Consider the following 19,443-nt stretch of genomic DNA (forward strand, 5'->3'; position numbering starts at 1 on the left):
TCATGTGATGCAAAAGTGAGGAATCCATAGTAAAAAGAGGGGGAAAAACTGATAGAAAAGGGGGACTGATGCTATAAAACGGCGAAAACCACCTATCAAACCACATTCACACCAAAAGACGGCTTCCCGATTGAAACCTCCGTTTCATATCGACAAGCCGCCCGTCTCCCGTTACAGGAGTGCTTTCAAATAGGTAAAAACGATGAAAGCAATATTTATAATCTATTCTGGATATCTGAGTTACTATTACGTTGCCCTTTACTGCGGATATCTCCACCAAATGTGTAGGAAACGCCGATGCGGAAACCGGTAAAGGCAAACTGATTATCTGTCGTCATCCGGACACCGTTGGATACCGTCTCAAGTTTGGAATGACTGATCAGGATATTATTCACATTCAGGCTAAGACTGAGTTTATTATCCAGCATACGATAAAGCAAACCTGCACTGATACCGTAATTAGGCTTTATCAGATAAACCCCACTATATTGACGCGAAGTGAACCAACCGGAAAGCGTTCCAATGAATGTCTTCTTCGAATTGAAGAAGAACGTATTGCGCAAACTGGCATTATAGGCCCATCCTTTCTCTTCGGCAGATGTGGAAGCGGCGCTGGAAGTCGTACGGCTATAGTTTACCCCATGCTGTACATAAGCCTGCATCCATCCTGTACGGAATGTATATGAATTATTCAATCCAAAAGAGTGCGTTTCCATAAAGTTATCCCACAGGAAAGAGCTGACATTTGTTTCCGGATCCAAACCTACCACCTGGAAGAATACATCGTCCGAATAAGAATAGAAAGCGGAAAAATTAAGATTGTTCTTAAATGTATATCCCAATTCGGCATTATACGTATAACTCGGTTTCAAATCTTCCTTTCCACAAGCATAAGTGTACTTATTCTGATAGAAAGGGAACGGATTCACCATATTCTGCGAGGGGCGTGAAATACGGTTGGATAAGCTAAGATTCAATGCATTCAGTTCATTAGGTGAGTACAAGAAGTAGAGCGTAGGAAACAGACGGGTATAATCATGCTTGTCTGTCTTATTCGCCGACTCGGAAATACCGGTAGTACGGGTGTGCTCCATACGTACGCCCAACTGCATAGAAAACTGTTTGGAGAACGCACGATTGTAATCGGCATAAAGGGCATAAATCTGTTCCTTATAGTGGAAGTAATCATCCTGCACCAGTGTCGGGTCCGAAGTATCATAATTGATGCGATTGCGGGTATCTGTGAAAGAGACCTTGGCTCCTGCAGTTACCTTATACTTTTCAAACGGAAGTGTAAAGTCGAGTGCAGAAGAGAATACGTCTACCTTACGGTCTTGCAGATAGCTATAATCAAAATTGGTTCCAGGTATTGCTACACCGTCAGGAGTCTGAGTTTCGGACAGGAAGCCCATATGACTATCCCGGTTATCACGCAGGTAGTCCACATCCCAAGTCATCTTTTTGCCTTTATCACCCCAAGTCTTATCTGTATGGAAATTCAAGTTAAGACGATCGGACTTGCCTCCTTCTTTGCTATCTGAGAACAGAAGAGAATCCAAACGGGTAGTAGCTACATCATAAACTTCCGTAACGGAAACGGCTTTGGCATCTTTAGGATTACCATAATTATAAACAGCTTGCAGACCTACAGTCCAGTTATGCTCCAAAGCAACGTCCACACCTGCCTGACCATAATAACTCTGCATATACTTCTTGTAATCCGTACGTCCGTCCCAGGTATTCTTGGCGAAATAGCGGCGGTTTGCTTCACGCGTTTCATAGTTACCTTGTGTGGTACCTGCATTGACGAATGAGGATACACGGCCTTTACTGATATTCAGGTTTACTCCGCCATAACCGTAATTATCCTTCTCACCGACATTATACGAAGTGGATACCGTACCTCCCAAGTAATCTTTAGGACGCGATTTCAGGCGTATGTTGATGATACCTGCATTACCTGCTGCATCATACTTGGACGGTGGAGTGGTGATCACTTCTACTTTCTGTATCTGCGAAGCGTCATAAGACCGGAGATAGTCGATCAGTTCGTCGCCGGAAAGTTTCGTTTCACGGTCGTTGATATACACTTTCACGCCTCCTTTACCTATAATATCAATGCTATTCTGTCCTACACGCAAACCAGGTACTTCGCGCAAAAGGTCGAGTGCATTTCCACCGGCAGAGGCAATGGAGTTGTGAGTATCAAAAACCACTCTGTCCACCAGACGTTTAATTACCGGACGGGCGGCTGTGACAGTCACTTCATTTAAAAAGGTAGAAGAGGATTTCAGGGTGAGCATACCTACATTCTTATTTTCCTGTAAAGAGACAGGCAGGTAGATGTCTTCACAACCGATTAGAGTGATATGCAACAGATATTTCCCTTTAGGTTGAGTAAAAGTAAAACAACCTTGTGCGTCCGTCAGCATACCTGTAATGTATGTACTGTCTTTAGCTTGCTTTAAAAGGATGTTTGCTACTTCCATCGGCTGATTGTTTTCATCTTGTACGCAACCGGAGAGTTGATAGCTTTGAGCAGAAATAGAAACCGCTACACATAACATAAGGAATAAGAACGTAAGTCTTCTCCCAATAGACTTCATTGAATTTGCTTTCATCGTTTGATTGATTTTAATGTTTCACTTTTCGTTTTTACCTGATGCAAATTTAAGGGTGAAACGTATCTCAAACGGTCTATATCAGGATATAAAAGTTCTATATCAGCAGCACCATCACACCTCATTATCAATAAATTACACTCTTCTTTCTCTATATTTACCTTTTTAAGGTCTATATACTATCTATATGCATTGAAGAAAGGGTTCATTTTTGCTGGGTTATGAACACAATCCAACTCCTGATCCGCATAAATAATATTAAGTTTCAGAGGTTAAGCCGCCGCATCGCCACTTTTATCCCTTTTCGCTGCGACGGTTAAGGAAAATTGTAGTAGGTACTTATTCTTTCCACCATGGAGAAAGTTGCTTTCCATTACGGGGAAACTTTCTTTCCACCATGGTGGAAAGAAAGAAACTCCACGGTAGAAAGAATAAGCGTTCGGATGGAAAAGCCTAACCGTTGGAAGGGAAAAAGCATAGGAATGCCTAAGAAAGGAATTAGCTATTGCATTTAGTTCATTTCTTTCCGGATATGAATTAGTTGACGAGAAAACAAGCCTTATTTCTCTAAAATGAACCCGACAATGTCCTCCTTCTCTCCCATTCCAAGTTTCTTTCGGATATTTGTCTTCCGCTGATAAATGGTTGGAATGCTTTGTTGTGTCACAACACTAATCTCTTTCGTCGAGAATTCTGCGCAAAGCAGACAACAAAGCTGCTGTTCCTTATCAATAAGCACAGAACCGAAACGCCGGTTCATTTGGGTATAGAACCCATTATATATACGGTCGATTACGGGATACAGATCCTCCCACACTAAAAGGCTTTCTACCGGCAACTCGCGGTTCGTGATACCGGATATACGACGAAGCAACTCCTGATTTTGAGATGTAGGTTGTGTAGCAACCAAGCGTATAATGCCCAACTGTTGCAAAAGTATCTTTCGGAAAAACTGTCCATCTTCCACTTCTTTATCAGTACTTCCGGCAACTCTCTGTTCATCATCTCCTTTTGTAGCATCTGCCAGCAAGCGATTTAGTGTTTCAATACGTTCTTCCGCCTTAATCAAGCGATGACGACGCCTCCGGATATAAAAAAAGGCCCCGCCACCTACTACAACCAACAACAGCAAACAGCCTAATAATGTCAGCTGTGCCTCTTGCCGTTCCACCGTCAGCATCAAGTTAGCATTCGAAAGTGACTCTTTGCTTTCGTCCTTTCGCCGGATAGTACTTTGCAAGGCATAAAGGGCATTGTGAACAGAGTCATTATATCGCATCACTTTCAGGAAGTCAAACGTACGATGACGAGTATAATCTATCAATCCCTGATAATAACTCATCATATTTTCTGTAGTCAGAAACTTCTCCTGACAAGCAAGCAGCGATCTGCCCTGATCGAGATAATATTGGGCAGAATCCAGTTTTCCCATCTTTAGAAAACATTCTGTCAGCACCAGATCAGTCATTGCAATCTGCCCTCCGTCCAGCGTCAGGCTTCGCAAGCGTTTCGAAACAACTGCTGCCTTTTCGTAATCATTGCCGATATAAGACAACATTTGTGCATAGTTTCGCAGATAATGTACCAAGCGAGCCGTATCCTTCTTCTGCTCCACCAAGGCAATGCTCCGGTCCATATAGTAAGAAGCAGAATCATTCCCCTGCAGTCCCATGGCAATACCCAAAGAATAGCACAATCCTTCATCTTCACGAATAGCAATCGCCCGGAGATGTGCTTCTATTGCCTTTTTATAGTCCTTATCAACATATACATACCTGTTAGCTTTCTCAGCAAGCATGCTGACCATCAGATAAGTATCTCTACAGGCTGTAGCTGCTGCGATACCACTATCAAGTACAGACATAGCTTCTTCATGTCTTTTCTGCCAATATAAATACTTGGATTTCAACACAAATGAATTAAGCATTTTCACCGTGTCCGGACCGGCAACAAAGTAATCGAATGCCGGAAGAATCAGAGAGTCCTCCGTCATGGAATTTCCCCGTACGTTATGCACAAATGTACGCAGCCAACCATACAGCATCTTTTCCTCAAACGGCAACCGCTCCGGATTCTTGATTGATGACAGAAGCTTCATAGCACTATCCGAATTTCCATAAATCACTGCATCCGCCTGGCGAAGCAAAGTAGTATTGTCCGTATGCCTGCAAGCACACAGCAGAATACTACTTATGATGAAAAGATATAAGAGTTTCTTCATATAGTATAGCCCTTCACAGGCAACAAAGGTATAGTCTCCTTTCTAAATCACTGTACAACCGCATCACGTAATTGCTTCAAAGCCTGCTCCAGCATCGAACGGGGACAACCGATATTCAATCGCATAAAACCTTCTCCCGGCACACCGAACATGGTTCCATCATTCAGAGCCAAGTGTGCTTTCTCTGCAAAAAGACGAGTCAATGCCTCTTGTGCCAGCCCTAAAGCACGACAATCCAGAAAAACAAGGTAAGAAGCCTGCGGACGTATCATACTGATGCCCGGAATATATTCTTTCAGGTAGTTCTCAGTAAAGTCTATATTTCCTTTTATATAGTCGAGCATCTGTTCCAGCCATTCCGCACCATGCATATAAGCTGCTGCCGCACCGATATAAGCAAGCAAATGTCCTTCGGAAAACTCACCAGCTTCCATAAAAGTCTGGAAGCGCTCACGAATACCTTTATCAACAGTGATTGCATACGAACTGCCCAACCCCGGCATATTGAATGCTTTACTGGGAGCCATAAAAACAAGAGAATTTGCAGCTGCTTTTTCAGAAACCGTGGCAAACGGATGATGCTTATAAGGTGGTAGAGTCAAGTCAGCATGTATCTCATCAGAGATCACAAAAGTACCGCTGTCATAACAAATGACAGCTATTTCTCTCAGTTCATCCGCTGTCCAGACACGCCCACCGGGATTATGAGGATTACACAGAATGAGCACTTTACAATCTTGTATATCTTTGCGGAAACGTTCAAAGTCAATCTGATACTGTCCGTCACATAGTTCCAGAGGCGAATATACCACTTCACGCCCCATGCGTTCGGTCACCAGAAAGAAAGGATGATAGACAGGAGTCATCACCATCACTTTATCACCCGGATTAGTGAAACACTGCAAGGCAAAAGCCTGTCCACGGACAATCCCCGGGACAAATGTCAACATCTCACGGGATATATCCCATCCGTGACGATGGCGCAACCATGCACAAATGGAAGTATACCATTCTTCACAGGCAAAAGTATATCCCAACACCTCATGTTCCAAGCGCTTTTTCAAAGCGTCCATTACAAAAGGCGGAGTGCGGAAATCCATATCAGCTACCCACATAGGGAGTAAATCATCACGTCCCCAGATATTTTTTACGCCATCCCACTTCACGGAGTTGGTACCACGGCGTTCAATGATTTCATCAAAATTGTATTTCATCGTTCTATTTCTATTTACGTAAGTCACACAAATCATAGTACCCATTCTCATATCGGAAAGAGTACAAACACCGCCACATCCCACACCGCATGCGACACGATCAGTGCCCCTAACTTCTGCGGATACAGCCTGTAAGCCAGTCCCCAAATAGCTCCAACTACCAATGCTGCCATCACCAACATAAAGTTAAACGACCAAATGTGCACCAAGGCATAAACCAGCGTTGTCACAATGAAACCTGTATTCGGGTTCCAACGTTTTGATAGTGCATTCTGTACATAGCCACGCCAAAAGATTTCTTCTGCAGGGCCTATCAATATGAGTAACAGTATAGAGAGTAGCCAGGGATTTTCCCCGGTCTTCATACCATAAATAAGTTCTACCTGCGGGCGGGCAAAGTCAAAAAGCCAGGCAGAAGCTTTATCCCCTACCCAGAATATTCCCCATAATACAACGGACAAAGCCACACCTCCGGCAATATTCTTCCAATCGAACTTCACATCTTCTACCCACCACTGCGGACGAAGTGCAAAAGACATATTCATCAGTATAACTGCCGAAAAGCTCATTGCTGTCCAGAAGTTGAATATGCCGCTTGTCCAGGGAGAGAACATGAAAAACCACAAGAAAGCAGCTATCAGCAAAGGGATGATAATTCGTTTCATACTATATTAAAAATGTAACCGTAAACAGTAAGCTGAACAAAAGTTGCAGTTTCGCCGTCTTTTCATCCAGATTAGAGATTGCACTAATCCCTTCTTTCGGTAACCGCAGCATGGTACGTGCATTGGCTATAGCCGGCAGAATTCCTATTATAGTCAACAGAGACCACCATGGGAAGTTGCCCAGTAGTACACAAATCGCAATCCACAAGAAAGGGAACAGTACTTCAAACATATAGAGGTAAATATCAGTCTTCACTCCCAACTTCATAGCAAGCGTACTGATCTTTGCCCGTACATCCGTACCGATATCACGCGTATTATTAGCATGCAGGATGGCTACTGTTATCAATCCTACCGGAACAATGATCAACCATACATCAGGCAGGAATCTCCCCATTGTTATATAAGTTATTCCCAAAGTAGGCAGAATGGCATAAGCCACGAAAATAACAAAATCACCGAAAGCCCGGTACTTCAGACACGGATAGAGCAACGAACACATGGCACCGCAAACTCCTATCCATAACAAGGGAAGTCCGGTACGTGTAACCAGCCAAAGGCCGATAACCACTGCCGGTACCATTAATCCTATAGCCAGGTTGCGTATTTCCAATGGCATGAATTGCCCACTCGTCAGAGTCTTCACACCGAAAGTATCTACGCGGTCTACTCCTCGTTCAAAATCGAAATAATCACTCCATGCATTTCCCGAAGCATGGAAAATAACAATACCGACCAACGCCAGCAGTCCGTTCGCCCACTCTATTACCCCGTATGCCCAATACAAATATGCCAGCGTCACAATCACCGGCATTGCCGACGCCGGGAATGACCAAGGGCGTACAGCGATCAACCAATCTTTGAAAGAATGCTTTTTCATCTACGATTTAACTACGTTCAAAACAGCTTTTGCTATTTTATTAATGTATAGTCACTATTTACGATTTCTTTAGGAGACAAAAGTACAAAATATCCTCACTTTTGAGTACTTTTGCATCCAAGTAAAATAAAAAAATATATGATTAAAGCCCTGTTTTTTGACATCGACGGCACTTTAGTGAGTTTTGATACACATGCTATCCCCGAAACCACCATCGAAGCCATCGCCGCTGCCAAAGCCAAAGGTATTCGGATATTTATCGCTACGGGACGTCCTGCTGTTATTATCAACAACCTTTCTGCCTTGCAAGACCGTGGACTTATAGATGGTTATATAACCATGAACGGCGGATATTGTTTCGTAGGCGAAGAAGTGATTTACAAGAGTGCAATTCCTGCCACTGACGTACAGACAATGGCGCGCATCTCTTCTGAACAGAATTTCCCCTGTATCTTTGTAGGCGAGCATGATATCTGTGTTTGCCAGCCGGATGAGATGGTGAAAAAGATATTCAATGATTACCTGAAAGTAGATATACTCCCTGTTAAGACTCCTGAAGAGGCTATTCATCGGGAAATCTTCCAGATGACTCCATTCATCACACTGGAACAAGAGAAAGTCATTCTCCCACAACTTCCCGGTTGTGAAGCTGGACGCTGGTTCCCCGCTTTTGCCGACATTACCGCAAAAGGAAATACCAAGCAAAAAGGAATCGACGAAATTATTCGTCATTTCGGCATTCGTCTGGAAGAGACGATGGCATTCGGAGATGGCGGCAACGATGTAAGCATGTTACGCCATGCAGCCATTGGTGTGGCTATGGGTAATGCAGTGGATGAAGTGAAAGAACATGCCAACTACATCACCACTTCAGTGGACGAAGACGGAATAGCCAATGCGCTCAAACATTTCTCCGTCATATAGCCTCCTTTAATTTTTAATTATTAATTTTTAATTTTGACGCAGTCAATAGATACCAACAATAAAGAGTTTCAGGATGCCCTGAGCCTTATACAATATACTCGCCAGTCCGTATTTCTAACCGGGAAGGCAGGTACGGGTAAGTCTACCTTTCTGCGATACATCTGCGAGAATATAAAAAAGAAACATGTAGTATTGGCTCCTACCGGTATTGCCGCCATCAATGCCGGTGGCAGCACCTTGCACAGTTTCTTCAAATTACCGTTTCATCCTCTGCTACCCGATGATCCGAACCTGAGCCTGCAACGCGGGCGCATCCACGAATTCTTCAGGTATACCAAGCCGCAGCGAAAGTTACTGGAAGAACTGGAACTTATCATTATCGACGAGATTTCCATGGTACGGGCGGATATTATCGATGCCGTAGACCGCATCCTGCGAGTCTATTCACGTAACCTGCGTGAGCCCTTCGGTGGAAAACAGCTTCTGTTAGTAGGTGATGTTTTCCAACTCGAGCCTGTCGTTAAAGGGGATGAGCGGGAAATACTAAACCGCTTCTATCCTACTCCCTACTTTTTCTCAGCAAGAGTTTTCAGCCAGATAGACCTTGTTTCCATCGAACTCCAAAAGGTGTATCGTCAAACGGATAAAGTATTTGTCAGTGTTCTGGACCATATCCGCAGTAACACTGCCGGTGCAGCCGACTTGCAATTACTCAATACACGCTATAGCACTGATATTGAGGAGAATGAGGAAGATATGTACATCACCCTCGCTACACGCCGCGATAATGTAGACTACATCAACGACCGGAAACTGGCAGAACTACCCGGTGACTCTGTTACCTTCCGGGGTGAAGTCACGGGAGATTTCCCGGAAAGTAGCCTGCCCACATCGCGCGAGCTGGTGCTGAAACCGGGAGCTCAGGTTATCTTTATCAAAAATGACTTCGACCGCCGCTGGGTAAATGGTACTATTGGCATAGTCAGCGGCTTCGATGAAATAGAAGAAACTCTCTACGTCATCACCGATGATGGAAAAGAATGTGACGTCAAGCCGGAACACTGGAAAAATATCCGCTATAAATACAACGAAAAGAAAAAAGAGATTGAAGAAGAAGTCCTGGGTACTTTCTCTCAGTTCCCCGTACGGCTGGCATGGGCAATCACTGTTCATAAAAGTCAGGGACTGACTTTCAGCCGTGTGGTTATCGACTTCACCGGTGGCGTGTTCGCCGGTGGGCAAGCCTATGTTGCCCTCAGTCGTTGCACTTCATTGGAAGGCATCCAGCTAAAGAAACCTGTCAACCGCGCTGATATCTTTGTCCGCCCGGAAATAGTAAACTTTGCCGAACGCTTTAACAACCGGCAAGCCATAGACCGCGCCCTGAAACAAGCACAGGCCGACGTGGAATATGTTGCTGCGACCAAAGCTTTTGACCAAGGAGATTTCGAAGTCTTTCTCAATCATTTCTTCAAGGCTATACACTCCCGATACGACATAGAAAAGCCTGTTATACAACGCCTCATCCGTCGCAAGTTAGGTGTTATCAACAAGCTACGTGACAACAACGATCAACTAAAAGCCCAGATGGCCGAACAGCAAAAACGACTGCAAGCCTATGCACGAGAGTATTACCTTATGGGCAATGAATCTATCACTCTTGCCCATGACTCCCGTGCCGCCATTGCCAACTATGACAAGGCGCTGGAACTCTATCCCGAATATGCGGATGCGTGGATACGCAAAGGAATCACCCTCTTCAATGACGGAAGATATCTTGAAGCGGAAGAGTGCCTCACACGGGCAGTAAAACTACGTCCGGCAGAATTTAAAGCTGTCTATAACCGGGGAAAACTGCGACTGAAACAACAGGAAACAGAAGGCGCTATTGCCGATCTGGACAAGGCTACCACCCTGAAACCCGACCATGCCGGAGCACACGAACTCTTTGGCGATGCCCTGATGCAGGCAGGAAAAGAAGTAGAAGCTGCATTACAGTGGAGGCTGGCAGAAGAACTTCGAAAAAAATCATCCAAGAAATAAGCCACACTTATTTGATAATAAGAAACTTATTCTCTACTTTTGTGTTATTATATATAGACTAACAACCAGTCCTATGCTTCTAAAACTGTACGAAAAAAACAACAATCCACAAGACCTGCAACAGATAGTGGATATTCTGAATGACGGTGGACTTATCATCTATCCCACCGACACCATGTATGCCATTGGTTGCCATGGGCTGAAAGAGCGTGCTATCGAACGTATTTGTCGTATCAAAGAAATTGATCCGCGCAAAAACAACCTTTCTATTATTTGCTATGACCTGAGTAGCATCAGTGAATATGCCAAAGTAGATAACAATACATTCAAGTTGATGAAAAGGAACCTGCCCGGTGCTTTCACTTTCATCCTGAACGGCACTACCCGTTTGCCTAAAATATTCCGTAACCGGAAGGAGGTTGGTATCCGTATGCCTGATAATGCCATTATCCAGGAGATAGCCCGTGTTCTGGATGCCCCTATTATGACTACTACCCTGCCTCACGAAGAACATGAAGACATGGAGTACTGTACCGACCCGGAATTAATCGATGAAAAGTTCGGTGACCTTGTCGATCTGGTTATCGACGGTGGAATCGGTGGCACAGAATCTTCTACCATTGTGGACTGTACCAATGGAGAGACAGAAATTGTGCGACAAGGAAAAGGCTGGTTGAATGAAGGGTAACCAACCAAATACCCATTTTGTTTGTTTCTTAAGAAAACAGTCAAAAAGGATATGAGTACAAAAGAACAATACTGGAAATATTCACTAATTACTATTATCATCGGACTGGGGATAATCCTGTTTTTACAGATTACTCCCTTTCTGGGTGGTCTATTAGGTGCACTGACTATCTACATACTAGTCAGAAAGCAGATGATACATCTGACCGACAAGCGGAACATGAAACGAAGCATTGCTGCTACCCTCATTACCACTGAAGCCATTCTCTTCTTCTTAGTACCTTTGGCATTGGCTGTATGGCTATTAGTCAGCAAGCTACAAGATATCAATTTGGATCCTGAAAGCATTATTGCCCCCATTGAAGATATGGCAAATATCATAAAAGACAGGACTGGCTATGATGTTCTGGGTAAAGATACCACTTCTTTTATTATCTCTGCACTGCCTGCCATAGGACAATTCGTAATGGGTAGTATCAGTAGCTTCGCCGTCAATCTCTTTGTATTGGTATTTGTTCTATACTTCATGCTGATAGGCGGACAAAAGATGGAGCAATACATCAGTGACATACTTCCCTTTAATAAGTCGAATACAGATCATGTAGTAAGAGAAATAAAAATGATTGTACACTCCAATGCGGTTGGCATTCCCTTACTGGCAATCATACAAGGTGGAGTGGCCATGATAGGTTACTGGTTCTTTGATGTTCCGGATATTCTGTTAACGGGATTTCTCACCTGCCTTGCAACAGTCATCCCTATGGTAGGTACAGCCTTGGTCTGGTTCCCGATTGCTGTCTATATGGCATTATCCGGCGATCTCTTCAATGGCATCGGCCTGGCTATATTCGGAACTCTGATTATTTCTCAGCTCGATAACCTGATACGCTTTATCCTGCAAAAAAGAATGGCTGATATACACCCGCTAATCACTATCTTCGGGGTAGTTATCGGATTGTCTCTATTCGGATTTATGGGAGTCATATTCGGACCGCTATTACTCTCATTATTCTTCTTGTTCGTAGATATGTTTAAAAGAGAGTATCTGGATAAGTCGAAATAGATAAAAAAACAAAGGCGGAAAATCCCTCTATCAACAGAGGAACTTCCGCCTGTAGAGTATTTAGATAGTTGAGTATCCAACACCCTAACCAGTAGTTATAATGAAAATATAGTAACAGTGTCTGTGATGCCGGGACTTATAGATTGAACCATCCATAAGCATAAGCCCCGTTATCTCCTTTTATTTCTATCAAGAATGCTCCAGTCACATCAGATGACAATTGAATATTCTTCAAAATAGAAGTAGTGATATTCTCAGAAGAAGTATACACCGGAACACCATCTTGAGTAATGGTTATTTCAACTTCGCCTACAGCAGCAAAGAAATTGATTTCTACCAAATTATTCCCGCACAACGTTGCAATAATAGGAATATCAGGGGTTATTGAACGGTGCCTATTTCCATCATCAGAATTTGTTTCAAAAGGAATATCATTACCAGATAAAGTAATCTCACCTACTATTTCCAAATCACCAATCATGGATGAATGGGCATTAACTGTAAACAGGAAGAAAAATCCTACCAGACATAAAACAGACTTTAGTTTCATTGCTTTTATTGTTTAATTTTGGCTCAAAGATAAAGCTCTAAAGCCACATAACCTAAAATTGAATATGGACAAAAAACGGGAAGATAATTCACTATTAATCAAAGCAATAGAATAAAAACACTCAAGAAAGTATGGACAAAAAACGCCCCCATTAAAAGAATAAAATAAACTCTTCCAATGACTTTTCTTTGTCTATACACAAATGTTCCTTTAGTCTTAGCTTCATCCGGTAAACAGAATTCCGCTCACAATCGAAAACAAACATCAACTGATTAGTCGTAAATCCTACCTTCAGTAAGGTCGCCAAGATAAGATCTGTTTTTGTCAGAGTATAGTTTGAATTTAAACGGGATATAAAATTTGCGAAGATCAAGTCCATAAAATCAAAGAGGTTCCGCTTCTCTTCCAAAGTCATTCTCTGAACGATCAGTTCTCCTTTATTCAGCTGTTCTAATACGCAAGAAGCTTTTATGCATGTATTTTCGCGTAGCTCTTTATTTTCTGCAGTTAATAATATTATTTTTCCGTTCAGATCGGCAATCTTCTTCTTTTTTGCTAACTGCTCTTCTTCACTCTTCTGTTTATACTCACCTATGCGGAATGCATATTCTTCTATTTCCTCTTGATTTTTCCTGATTATATCGATGTTCCGCTGAAAGCGTCTTCTATATTTAGTCCTGATTATTACGATAACAATCACCATTAGAATAGTAATTAACAAAATTAAGTAGAACTGACTCTCTTTTTCCAACTTAATCTGTTCATTCTCCATTCTTAACTTCTCATTATCATATTTTTTTTGCAGGATTAATATCTGTTTCCGCAAGTCTTCATTATGTACAATCTCCAACAAAGAATCGGATTGTTCTTTATAAAAAAGAGCATCCTTGTAGTTTTTCCTTGCTTTTTCTAACCCAGACAAATAATTATATGCTCCAGCTTGTGTATACCTCTTACTACTCTTCACCACTTTCTTGAAGCATCGTTCGGCCTCATCTAAATTTCCCATAGACAGATAAGCCTTACCTAAGGATATATAATAATGATATTGACTAAAAGTATTAGAATCACTCGAAAGAGCTTTCCAGAAGAAACCAATAGCTGCTTCATAATCTTTCTCTTTTTCAGCCATGATTCCAAGTATCTGAAAAAGAGAGGAACGTACCCGGTGAGTAGTATCCGGCAAAAGTTTCAATCCTTCATCCACATAGCGTCTGGCAGTGTCATTACTGGCCTTCATCATATATCCACGGGCCAGATTCCGGTATCCATATACGACGCCTAAAGTATCCCCTGCCAATTTATAGTAATCAACTGTTTTCCTGAAGTTCAGGATAGAAGCATCATACATTCTTTGGTTGTAATTCAACATTCCGATATTTTCCTCCAGCAGCCCTTGCAATTTATACTCCTGAGTTCCCTCCAGTAAAATCTGTGCGTTCAGATAAGCATTCATTGCTTCCGTACTTTTATCCTGATACGAAAGCATAGTTCCATAATAAAAAGAAGCCTTTCCGGCCTTTACCTTGTCATTATGGTCTTCATAATAATCTATTGCAATTTTTATCAGAGAATCAGATTGCAAACTATCCAGATAGTTCTTGTCTCGCGCTTGTGTCAGCAAGAAGGCATAATCTGCTTGTTGACGACCATGCAGTTTATCCGGATGAGGTATTTGTTGCAAAAGATATAGTGCACTGTCCGGATATGCCTCCATACACTCTCCGGCATGCACCAGAAGAACATCTGCTTTATCGGCAGAAGGAGTACAAGCCCAGAGAAGTCCTAATAGACATGATAATACAGGTATCAGATATAGGTGCTTTCGCATGTTTCAAGTCTTCTTGTTTTATAACAGTGCCAAAGATAGTGATTTTAGCTATTTATGCGAATCAGTCTCTAACAATATCTTTCAATTTTATGGCTTGAAACGTAATATGAGCCACGCTACTTTCATAGAGGATACCAATCGTCTCTTTATCGACCATGGTAAGACAAGTATATCCCCAATTGTTGTCCTCATCCAACAATAACTGATGTTCCGGCAGCCAGGTTACGCCTCCATCCAAACTAATCTTAATAGTAGTGTGATGGCGTCCCTTCGTTGTATTGGGATTAGAGAATATGAGTAAATCCCGGTTTAAAACATTGTCACCGGCTTTTACATGAATCAGACTTGCCATACAAACAGGTTCTTGTAAAGCTTTGCGCGAAGATTCATGTTCAATCCATGTTTCGCCCAGATCTTTCGTAATTGCTACAGCACGACTTCCACCCCGATTATCGCGCATATTCAACATCAAGACTCCCGGTTCCATCTCAGCAACCTGCGCTTCTGTGGTATTGGTACGTGCATGATTATGTATTTTCCAAGTTTCACCTTGATCCTTGCTATACATGATACCCGCATTCGGCACACGGGTAGCATCTATAAACTGAATGGGAAACACCAATGTGCCATCTTCCATTGTGATCCCACGTCCGGGTCCTTGCAACAAGAAATACCAGGCAGGATCTTTCACTTGTTCAGTAATGTTTATAGGAGTTGACCAGCTTTTACCATCATCCGCACTCTTTGCCAGGACGAGTTGTGCCGTATGATTCAGGTCCAACCCCGGATGTGAACTCCACCAAGCACGTTGATTCCCCATACCATGTGTCCAAGCAGCAACTATCCATACATTATTAGTCTTCGTATCTACCAATATAGACGGATCACCCACTCCATTCTGTGCCGAAGGCAGTCCACCCGTTTCACCAAAAGCCAAAGGCAGACGCATCTTTTCCCACGTCTTTCCCCCATCCGTACTACGACTTAAACCGACGTCTACATGTTCCTGAAGATCGACACTGCTGTTATAGCGTACATCATAAACGCCTAATAAAGTTCCGTTATTAGTAGTCACCAATCCCGGAATACGATACGCTGCCGAAAGATCATCGCCTGCATGACGTACCCCTACACCCATCCGATGCTCAATACTTTGCGGAGAAATAACATTCAGAGGAGCTTCCTTACCATCCAGAGTAACCGAAGCAATGGCTGCCCTGACCTTAGTATTCAACGAAGTTTCCGGTTTCATCTGTAAACTGACCCAAAAGAAGTTAATCCCCGGAAACAACTTCTGGTTAGCATCGAGAATAAAGTGTTTTTTTGGGGCAATCACTTCCGCCTTTTTAATGGAATAGGAAGGGTTTGCCGCCAAAGTCTTTCCGACAGCATGACTTGATATGTATTCTACGGGAGCAAAGCGTCCTTTTTCTCTGTCCTGCAGGGCTTCAGTACCACTATAGTAAAGCTTTACCGACTGGATATCAGAAAGATTAGTATCTTCTCCAAAATTCAGAATGACTCTGTTCAACATCGTACTTTCCTTTGCATCCAAACGCAAATAGAACAATACATTATCCACTCTTTCTATCAAAACCGGAACTTGTGTCTCACGGATAAAAATTGTATCTGCAGCCCGGACCACCGGGATGACACACAATAAACAGAAAAGTATAAAAAGCAAAAATATCGGCTTCTTCATAGTATAGATAAAGTTAATAAGAATGTTAGAAGTTACAAAGATAACATTCAATAATAAAAATCCCACATTTGCCGCCTCAAAGTGTTTTTTGTTTCATCTTCCTCTTGCTGTAACATCCCTATTTCCTGAAGATGATAAAGCCTCTCCAGCAGAACGACAAGCTGCTTTTCACAAATATGCATATCACATATTTCTTTAATCCAGTCCACTGTTTCTTCAAGAACAACGACAGAAGAGAGGGTGAGTGCCTTTTGCTTTTCCGGTTTGCGAAGCATATCTGCCATAAACGACAGAATTTTAGATACCATCTTTTTACTACGGCTACGGAAACGGGATTCCGGATTTTTCAAACGTAACAGAAAATATTCTCCAACCCATAAAGAAGCAATGAATGCCTCGGAAAAAGGCTGTTTTATCCCTTTCCAGAATTTAATCAGGAAAGTATCCACTTCTTCCAATATGCCGTCTGTATTATCATTTATATAAAACCTGTGTGCAAGGCATTCTATTACACATCCCAATTTAGCCACACAGACTCCATCTTTATTATCAGCGACTACTTTTTCCGCTTCTCTCAAGAATTTAAAAGCATTATCCTCTTCCATACGGTCGTCATACAACCGGAACTGGTGGAATAATGAGAGAGATTGGCACAGCAAGTCATCAAAGGAGCAATCCGCATCATTCATATTCAAACGATTCATTCATTTCGAAGCTATAAAGATAGGAATGATAAAGATAATAACAAGCAAAAGAGAGTGGACAAAATTAACATCCAAAAGACAATTAATTTTCAGCACATTACCTCATTAAAAAAGAGATTTTTCTAATGAAAGGTGGACAATTCAGAAAAGAAATGCGCAACCCGCTTCACACTTATCAGCGGAAAACGAATTGCACAATTTACTTTTATATGAAAAATTACTTCAGCAAAGAAGCCGGATCCAAGTGGTCTGCTTCAATATCCTTAAAGTAGCGATAGGTGCCTACTTTCAATTCAAAAGTAGCTGCATCATCAGCAACAATGATACCTTTCTCATGCATTTGCAATGCACTGATGGTCCACATCTGTGTGATGGCACCTTCTACAGCATGATAGAGTGCAAGAGCTTTATTATGTCCGTTTACAATAATCATCACTTCCTTAGCTGAAAGTACTGTACCTACACCTACTGTCAAGGCTGTTTTAGGCACTTTATTTACATCGTTATCGAAGAAACGGGAATTGGCGATGATAGTATCTGTCGTCAGCGTCTTCTGGCGTGTGCGAGAAGACAGAGAAGAACCCGGTTCGTTGAAAGCAATATGTCCGTCGGGACCAATACCACCCATGAAGAGGTCGATGCCACCATAGGATTTAATTTTCTCTTCGTAACGGGCACACTCAGCATCCAGATCGGCAGCATTACCGTCCAAGATATTAGTATTCTCCGGATTGATATCGATATGGTTGAAGAAATTATTCCACATGAAAGAATAGTAGCTTTCGGGATGTTCTTTCGGCAAGCCGACATACTCATCCATATTAAAAGTAACTACATTCCGGAAGGAAACAATTCCTTTCTTGTTCAGGTCGATTAACTCCTTGTACATGCCAAGCGGTGATGAACCGGTAGGGCAACCCAGGACAAACGGTTTTTCAGGCGTCGGATTAGCGGCCTTAATTTTAGCGGCTACATAGTGGGCAGCCCACTTAGATACGGATTGATAATCCGGTTGAATGATTAATCTCATTGCAATTGTTTTTTATCAGGTTAATAAATTAGGGGTATTTTCAGTCAATTATTCCCTGTCCTTCTTCAGGCGGTCTGCCATAAAACGTGCCAGGTGTTCGCATTGTTCGTAAGTAATGTCCTTCATTGCCTGTTTCATCTCTACAGGATCGGCTATAATTTCAAATTTGCTCTTTTCAGCAAATTCAGCCATACGTTTCACCGCAGCACCTGCCCAAGTGAACGAACCGAAATAGCCCAGATAACGACCTTTTATCTCACGAATCAATATCTTAGAGAGTAAAGATTCTATATCCGGATAAATCTGGTTACTGTAAGTAGGGCTACCAATAATTAAGCCACGATATTTAAAAATGTCTGCAATAATATAAGAAGGATTACTCTTGCTTACATTATGCATCACAATGTTCTTGATGCCTTGTGCTGAAAGTTCAGCAGCAATAGCTTCCGCCATCTGTTCTGTATGGCCATACATGGAGCCATAGGCAATTACCACACCTTCATCGGCAGCATAACGGCTCAGTTTATCATAAATGCCTATTACTTTACTAATATTATCTGTCCAAACAGGACCATGAGTAGAACAAATAGTCGTAATGTGCAAACCGCCCAGCTTTTGCAAAGCCTTCTGTACCGGAGAACCGTATTTGCCTACAATATTAGAGTAGTAACGCACCATTTCGTCCCAATAACGATCGGTATTGATGCGAGTATCGAGGAAGCCGCCATCCAATGTACCGAAACAGCCGAAACCGTCGCCGGAGAATAGTACACCTTCCGTTTCGTCGAAAGTCATCATGGTTTCGGGCCAGTGCACCATGGGAGTCAGATAAAAACGTAGTTTATGATGTCCTAATGCCAGGAAGTCTTCATCTTTCACAATGTATTGTTCACCTGTCACTCCATAATAACCTTCGATCATACCGAAAGTTTGCTTGTTACCTACAATAACAATATCGGGATAATGCTGCTTAATGAGGCGGATAGAACCGGAATGATCGGGCTCCATATGGTTGATGATAAGGTATTGGATAGGGCGTTCGCCTATGATGCTTTTTATTTTACGGAGATATACCTCAAAATAACAAGCATCCACCGTATCAATCAGAGCCACTGTTTCGTCGTCTATCAGGTAAGAGTTATAAGACACTCCATAAGGTAATGGCCACAAACCTTCAAAGAGGTGTTTGTTACGGTCATTTACTCCTACATAGTGTATTTTTCCTTTTATCATAGTCTTCTGGTTCATAAAACTTCTTTATTTAGATTGATTCTATATTCAAACAGCCGCAAAAATAAGGCTTTTTTC

Annotated in this window: 15 protein-coding genes; 4 read left to right on the plus strand and 11 right to left on the minus strand. The window is 42.3% G+C overall.

From position 1 onward, the window contains the following. Positions 1-215: 215 nt before the first annotated feature. The 5 genes from BACINT_RS20565 to BACINT_RS20585 form a co-directional block, all read right to left on the minus strand. Positions 216-2,621, minus strand: coding sequence for a TonB-dependent receptor domain-containing protein (locus BACINT_RS20565; RefSeq protein ID WP_007666832.1), 2,406 nt, complete (start codon positions 2,619-2,621; stop codon positions 216-218). A 559-nt stretch (positions 2,622-3,180) separates the two neighbouring features. Beyond that, entirely contained in the window at positions 3,181-4,842 is a 1,662-nt protein-coding gene (locus BACINT_RS20570; protein WP_007666840.1) for a helix-turn-helix transcriptional regulator, read from the minus strand. A gap of 47 nt (positions 4,843-4,889) precedes the next feature. Then, complete coding sequence (locus BACINT_RS20575; protein ID WP_044155143.1) at positions 4,890-6,056, minus strand: MalY/PatB family protein; 1,167 nt, start codon at positions 6,054-6,056, stop codon at positions 4,890-4,892. A gap of 47 nt (positions 6,057-6,103) precedes the next feature. Further along, positions 6,104-6,721: a CPBP family intramembrane glutamic endopeptidase gene (locus tag BACINT_RS20580; protein ID WP_007666842.1), complete on the minus strand. Its 618-nt coding sequence runs from the start codon at positions 6,719-6,721 to the stop codon at positions 6,104-6,106. Between the two features lies 1 nt (position 6,722). Further along, positions 6,723-7,601, minus strand: a complete 879-nt coding sequence (locus tag BACINT_RS20585) for a prenyltransferase (protein WP_007666844.1) — start codon at positions 7,599-7,601, stop codon at positions 6,723-6,725. Positions 7,602-7,739: 138 nt separating this feature from the next. Between BACINT_RS20585 and BACINT_RS20590 the strand changes: the two genes are divergently transcribed. The 4 genes from BACINT_RS20590 (at position 7,740) to BACINT_RS20605 (ending at position 12,318) form a co-directional block, all read left to right on the plus strand. Beyond that, the gene (locus BACINT_RS20590) at positions 7,740-8,525 is read left to right on the plus strand and encodes a Cof-type HAD-IIB family hydrolase (RefSeq protein WP_007666845.1); all 786 of its coding nucleotides are present in this window, start codon (positions 7,740-7,742) and stop codon (positions 8,523-8,525) included. A 33-nt stretch (positions 8,526-8,558) separates the two neighbouring features. Next, entirely contained in the window at positions 8,559-10,568 is a 2,010-nt protein-coding gene (locus tag BACINT_RS20595; RefSeq protein WP_007666846.1) for an AAA family ATPase, read from the plus strand. Between the two features lie 73 nt (positions 10,569-10,641). Continuing rightward, the gene (locus tag BACINT_RS20600) at positions 10,642-11,256 is read left to right on the plus strand and encodes an L-threonylcarbamoyladenylate synthase (RefSeq protein ID WP_007666848.1); all 615 of its coding nucleotides are present in this window, start codon (positions 10,642-10,644) and stop codon (positions 11,254-11,256) included. Positions 11,257-11,307: 51 nt separating this feature from the next. Continuing rightward, positions 11,308-12,318 carry an AI-2E family transporter gene (locus tag BACINT_RS20605; RefSeq protein WP_044155144.1) on the plus strand — a complete coding sequence of 337 codons (1,011 nt, stop codon included), beginning with the start codon at positions 11,308-11,310 and terminating at the stop codon, positions 12,316-12,318. Positions 12,319-12,454: 136 nt separating this feature from the next. On the opposite strand, the gene BACINT_RS20610 is transcribed toward BACINT_RS20605, so the two are convergent. The 6 genes from BACINT_RS20610 to BACINT_RS20635 form a co-directional block, all read right to left on the minus strand. After that, on the minus strand, positions 12,455-12,868 hold the full coding sequence (locus BACINT_RS20610; RefSeq protein WP_007666854.1) for a DUF3244 domain-containing protein: 414 nt from the start codon (positions 12,866-12,868) through the stop codon (positions 12,455-12,457). A 151-nt stretch (positions 12,869-13,019) separates the two neighbouring features. Continuing rightward, positions 13,020-14,699, minus strand: a complete 1,680-nt coding sequence (locus BACINT_RS20615) for a tetratricopeptide repeat protein (RefSeq protein WP_007666856.1) — start codon at positions 14,697-14,699, stop codon at positions 13,020-13,022. Positions 14,700-14,760: 61 nt separating this feature from the next. Further along, a complete protein-coding gene (locus BACINT_RS20620; RefSeq protein WP_044155399.1) occupies positions 14,761-16,401 on the minus strand; it encodes a sialidase family protein in 1,641 nt (546 codons plus the stop codon). A gap of 47 nt (positions 16,402-16,448) precedes the next feature. Beyond that, complete coding sequence (locus tag BACINT_RS20625) at positions 16,449-17,105, minus strand: hypothetical protein (protein ID WP_007666860.1); 657 nt, start codon at positions 17,103-17,105, stop codon at positions 16,449-16,451. 217 nt (positions 17,106-17,322) lie between these two features. Continuing rightward, a complete protein-coding gene (nagB, locus tag BACINT_RS20630) occupies positions 17,323-18,135 on the minus strand; it encodes a glucosamine-6-phosphate deaminase (RefSeq protein ID WP_007666861.1) in 813 nt (270 codons plus the stop codon). A gap of 48 nt (positions 18,136-18,183) precedes the next feature. Then, positions 18,184-19,383, minus strand: coding sequence for an FprA family A-type flavoprotein (locus BACINT_RS20635; protein ID WP_007666863.1), 1,200 nt, complete (start codon positions 19,381-19,383; stop codon positions 18,184-18,186). Between the last annotated feature and the right edge of the window lie 60 nt (positions 19,384-19,443).

This window comes from Bacteroides intestinalis DSM 17393 (genome assembly GCF_000172175.1).
GTDB lineage: Bacteria > Bacteroidota > Bacteroidia > Bacteroidales > Bacteroidaceae > Bacteroides > Bacteroides intestinalis.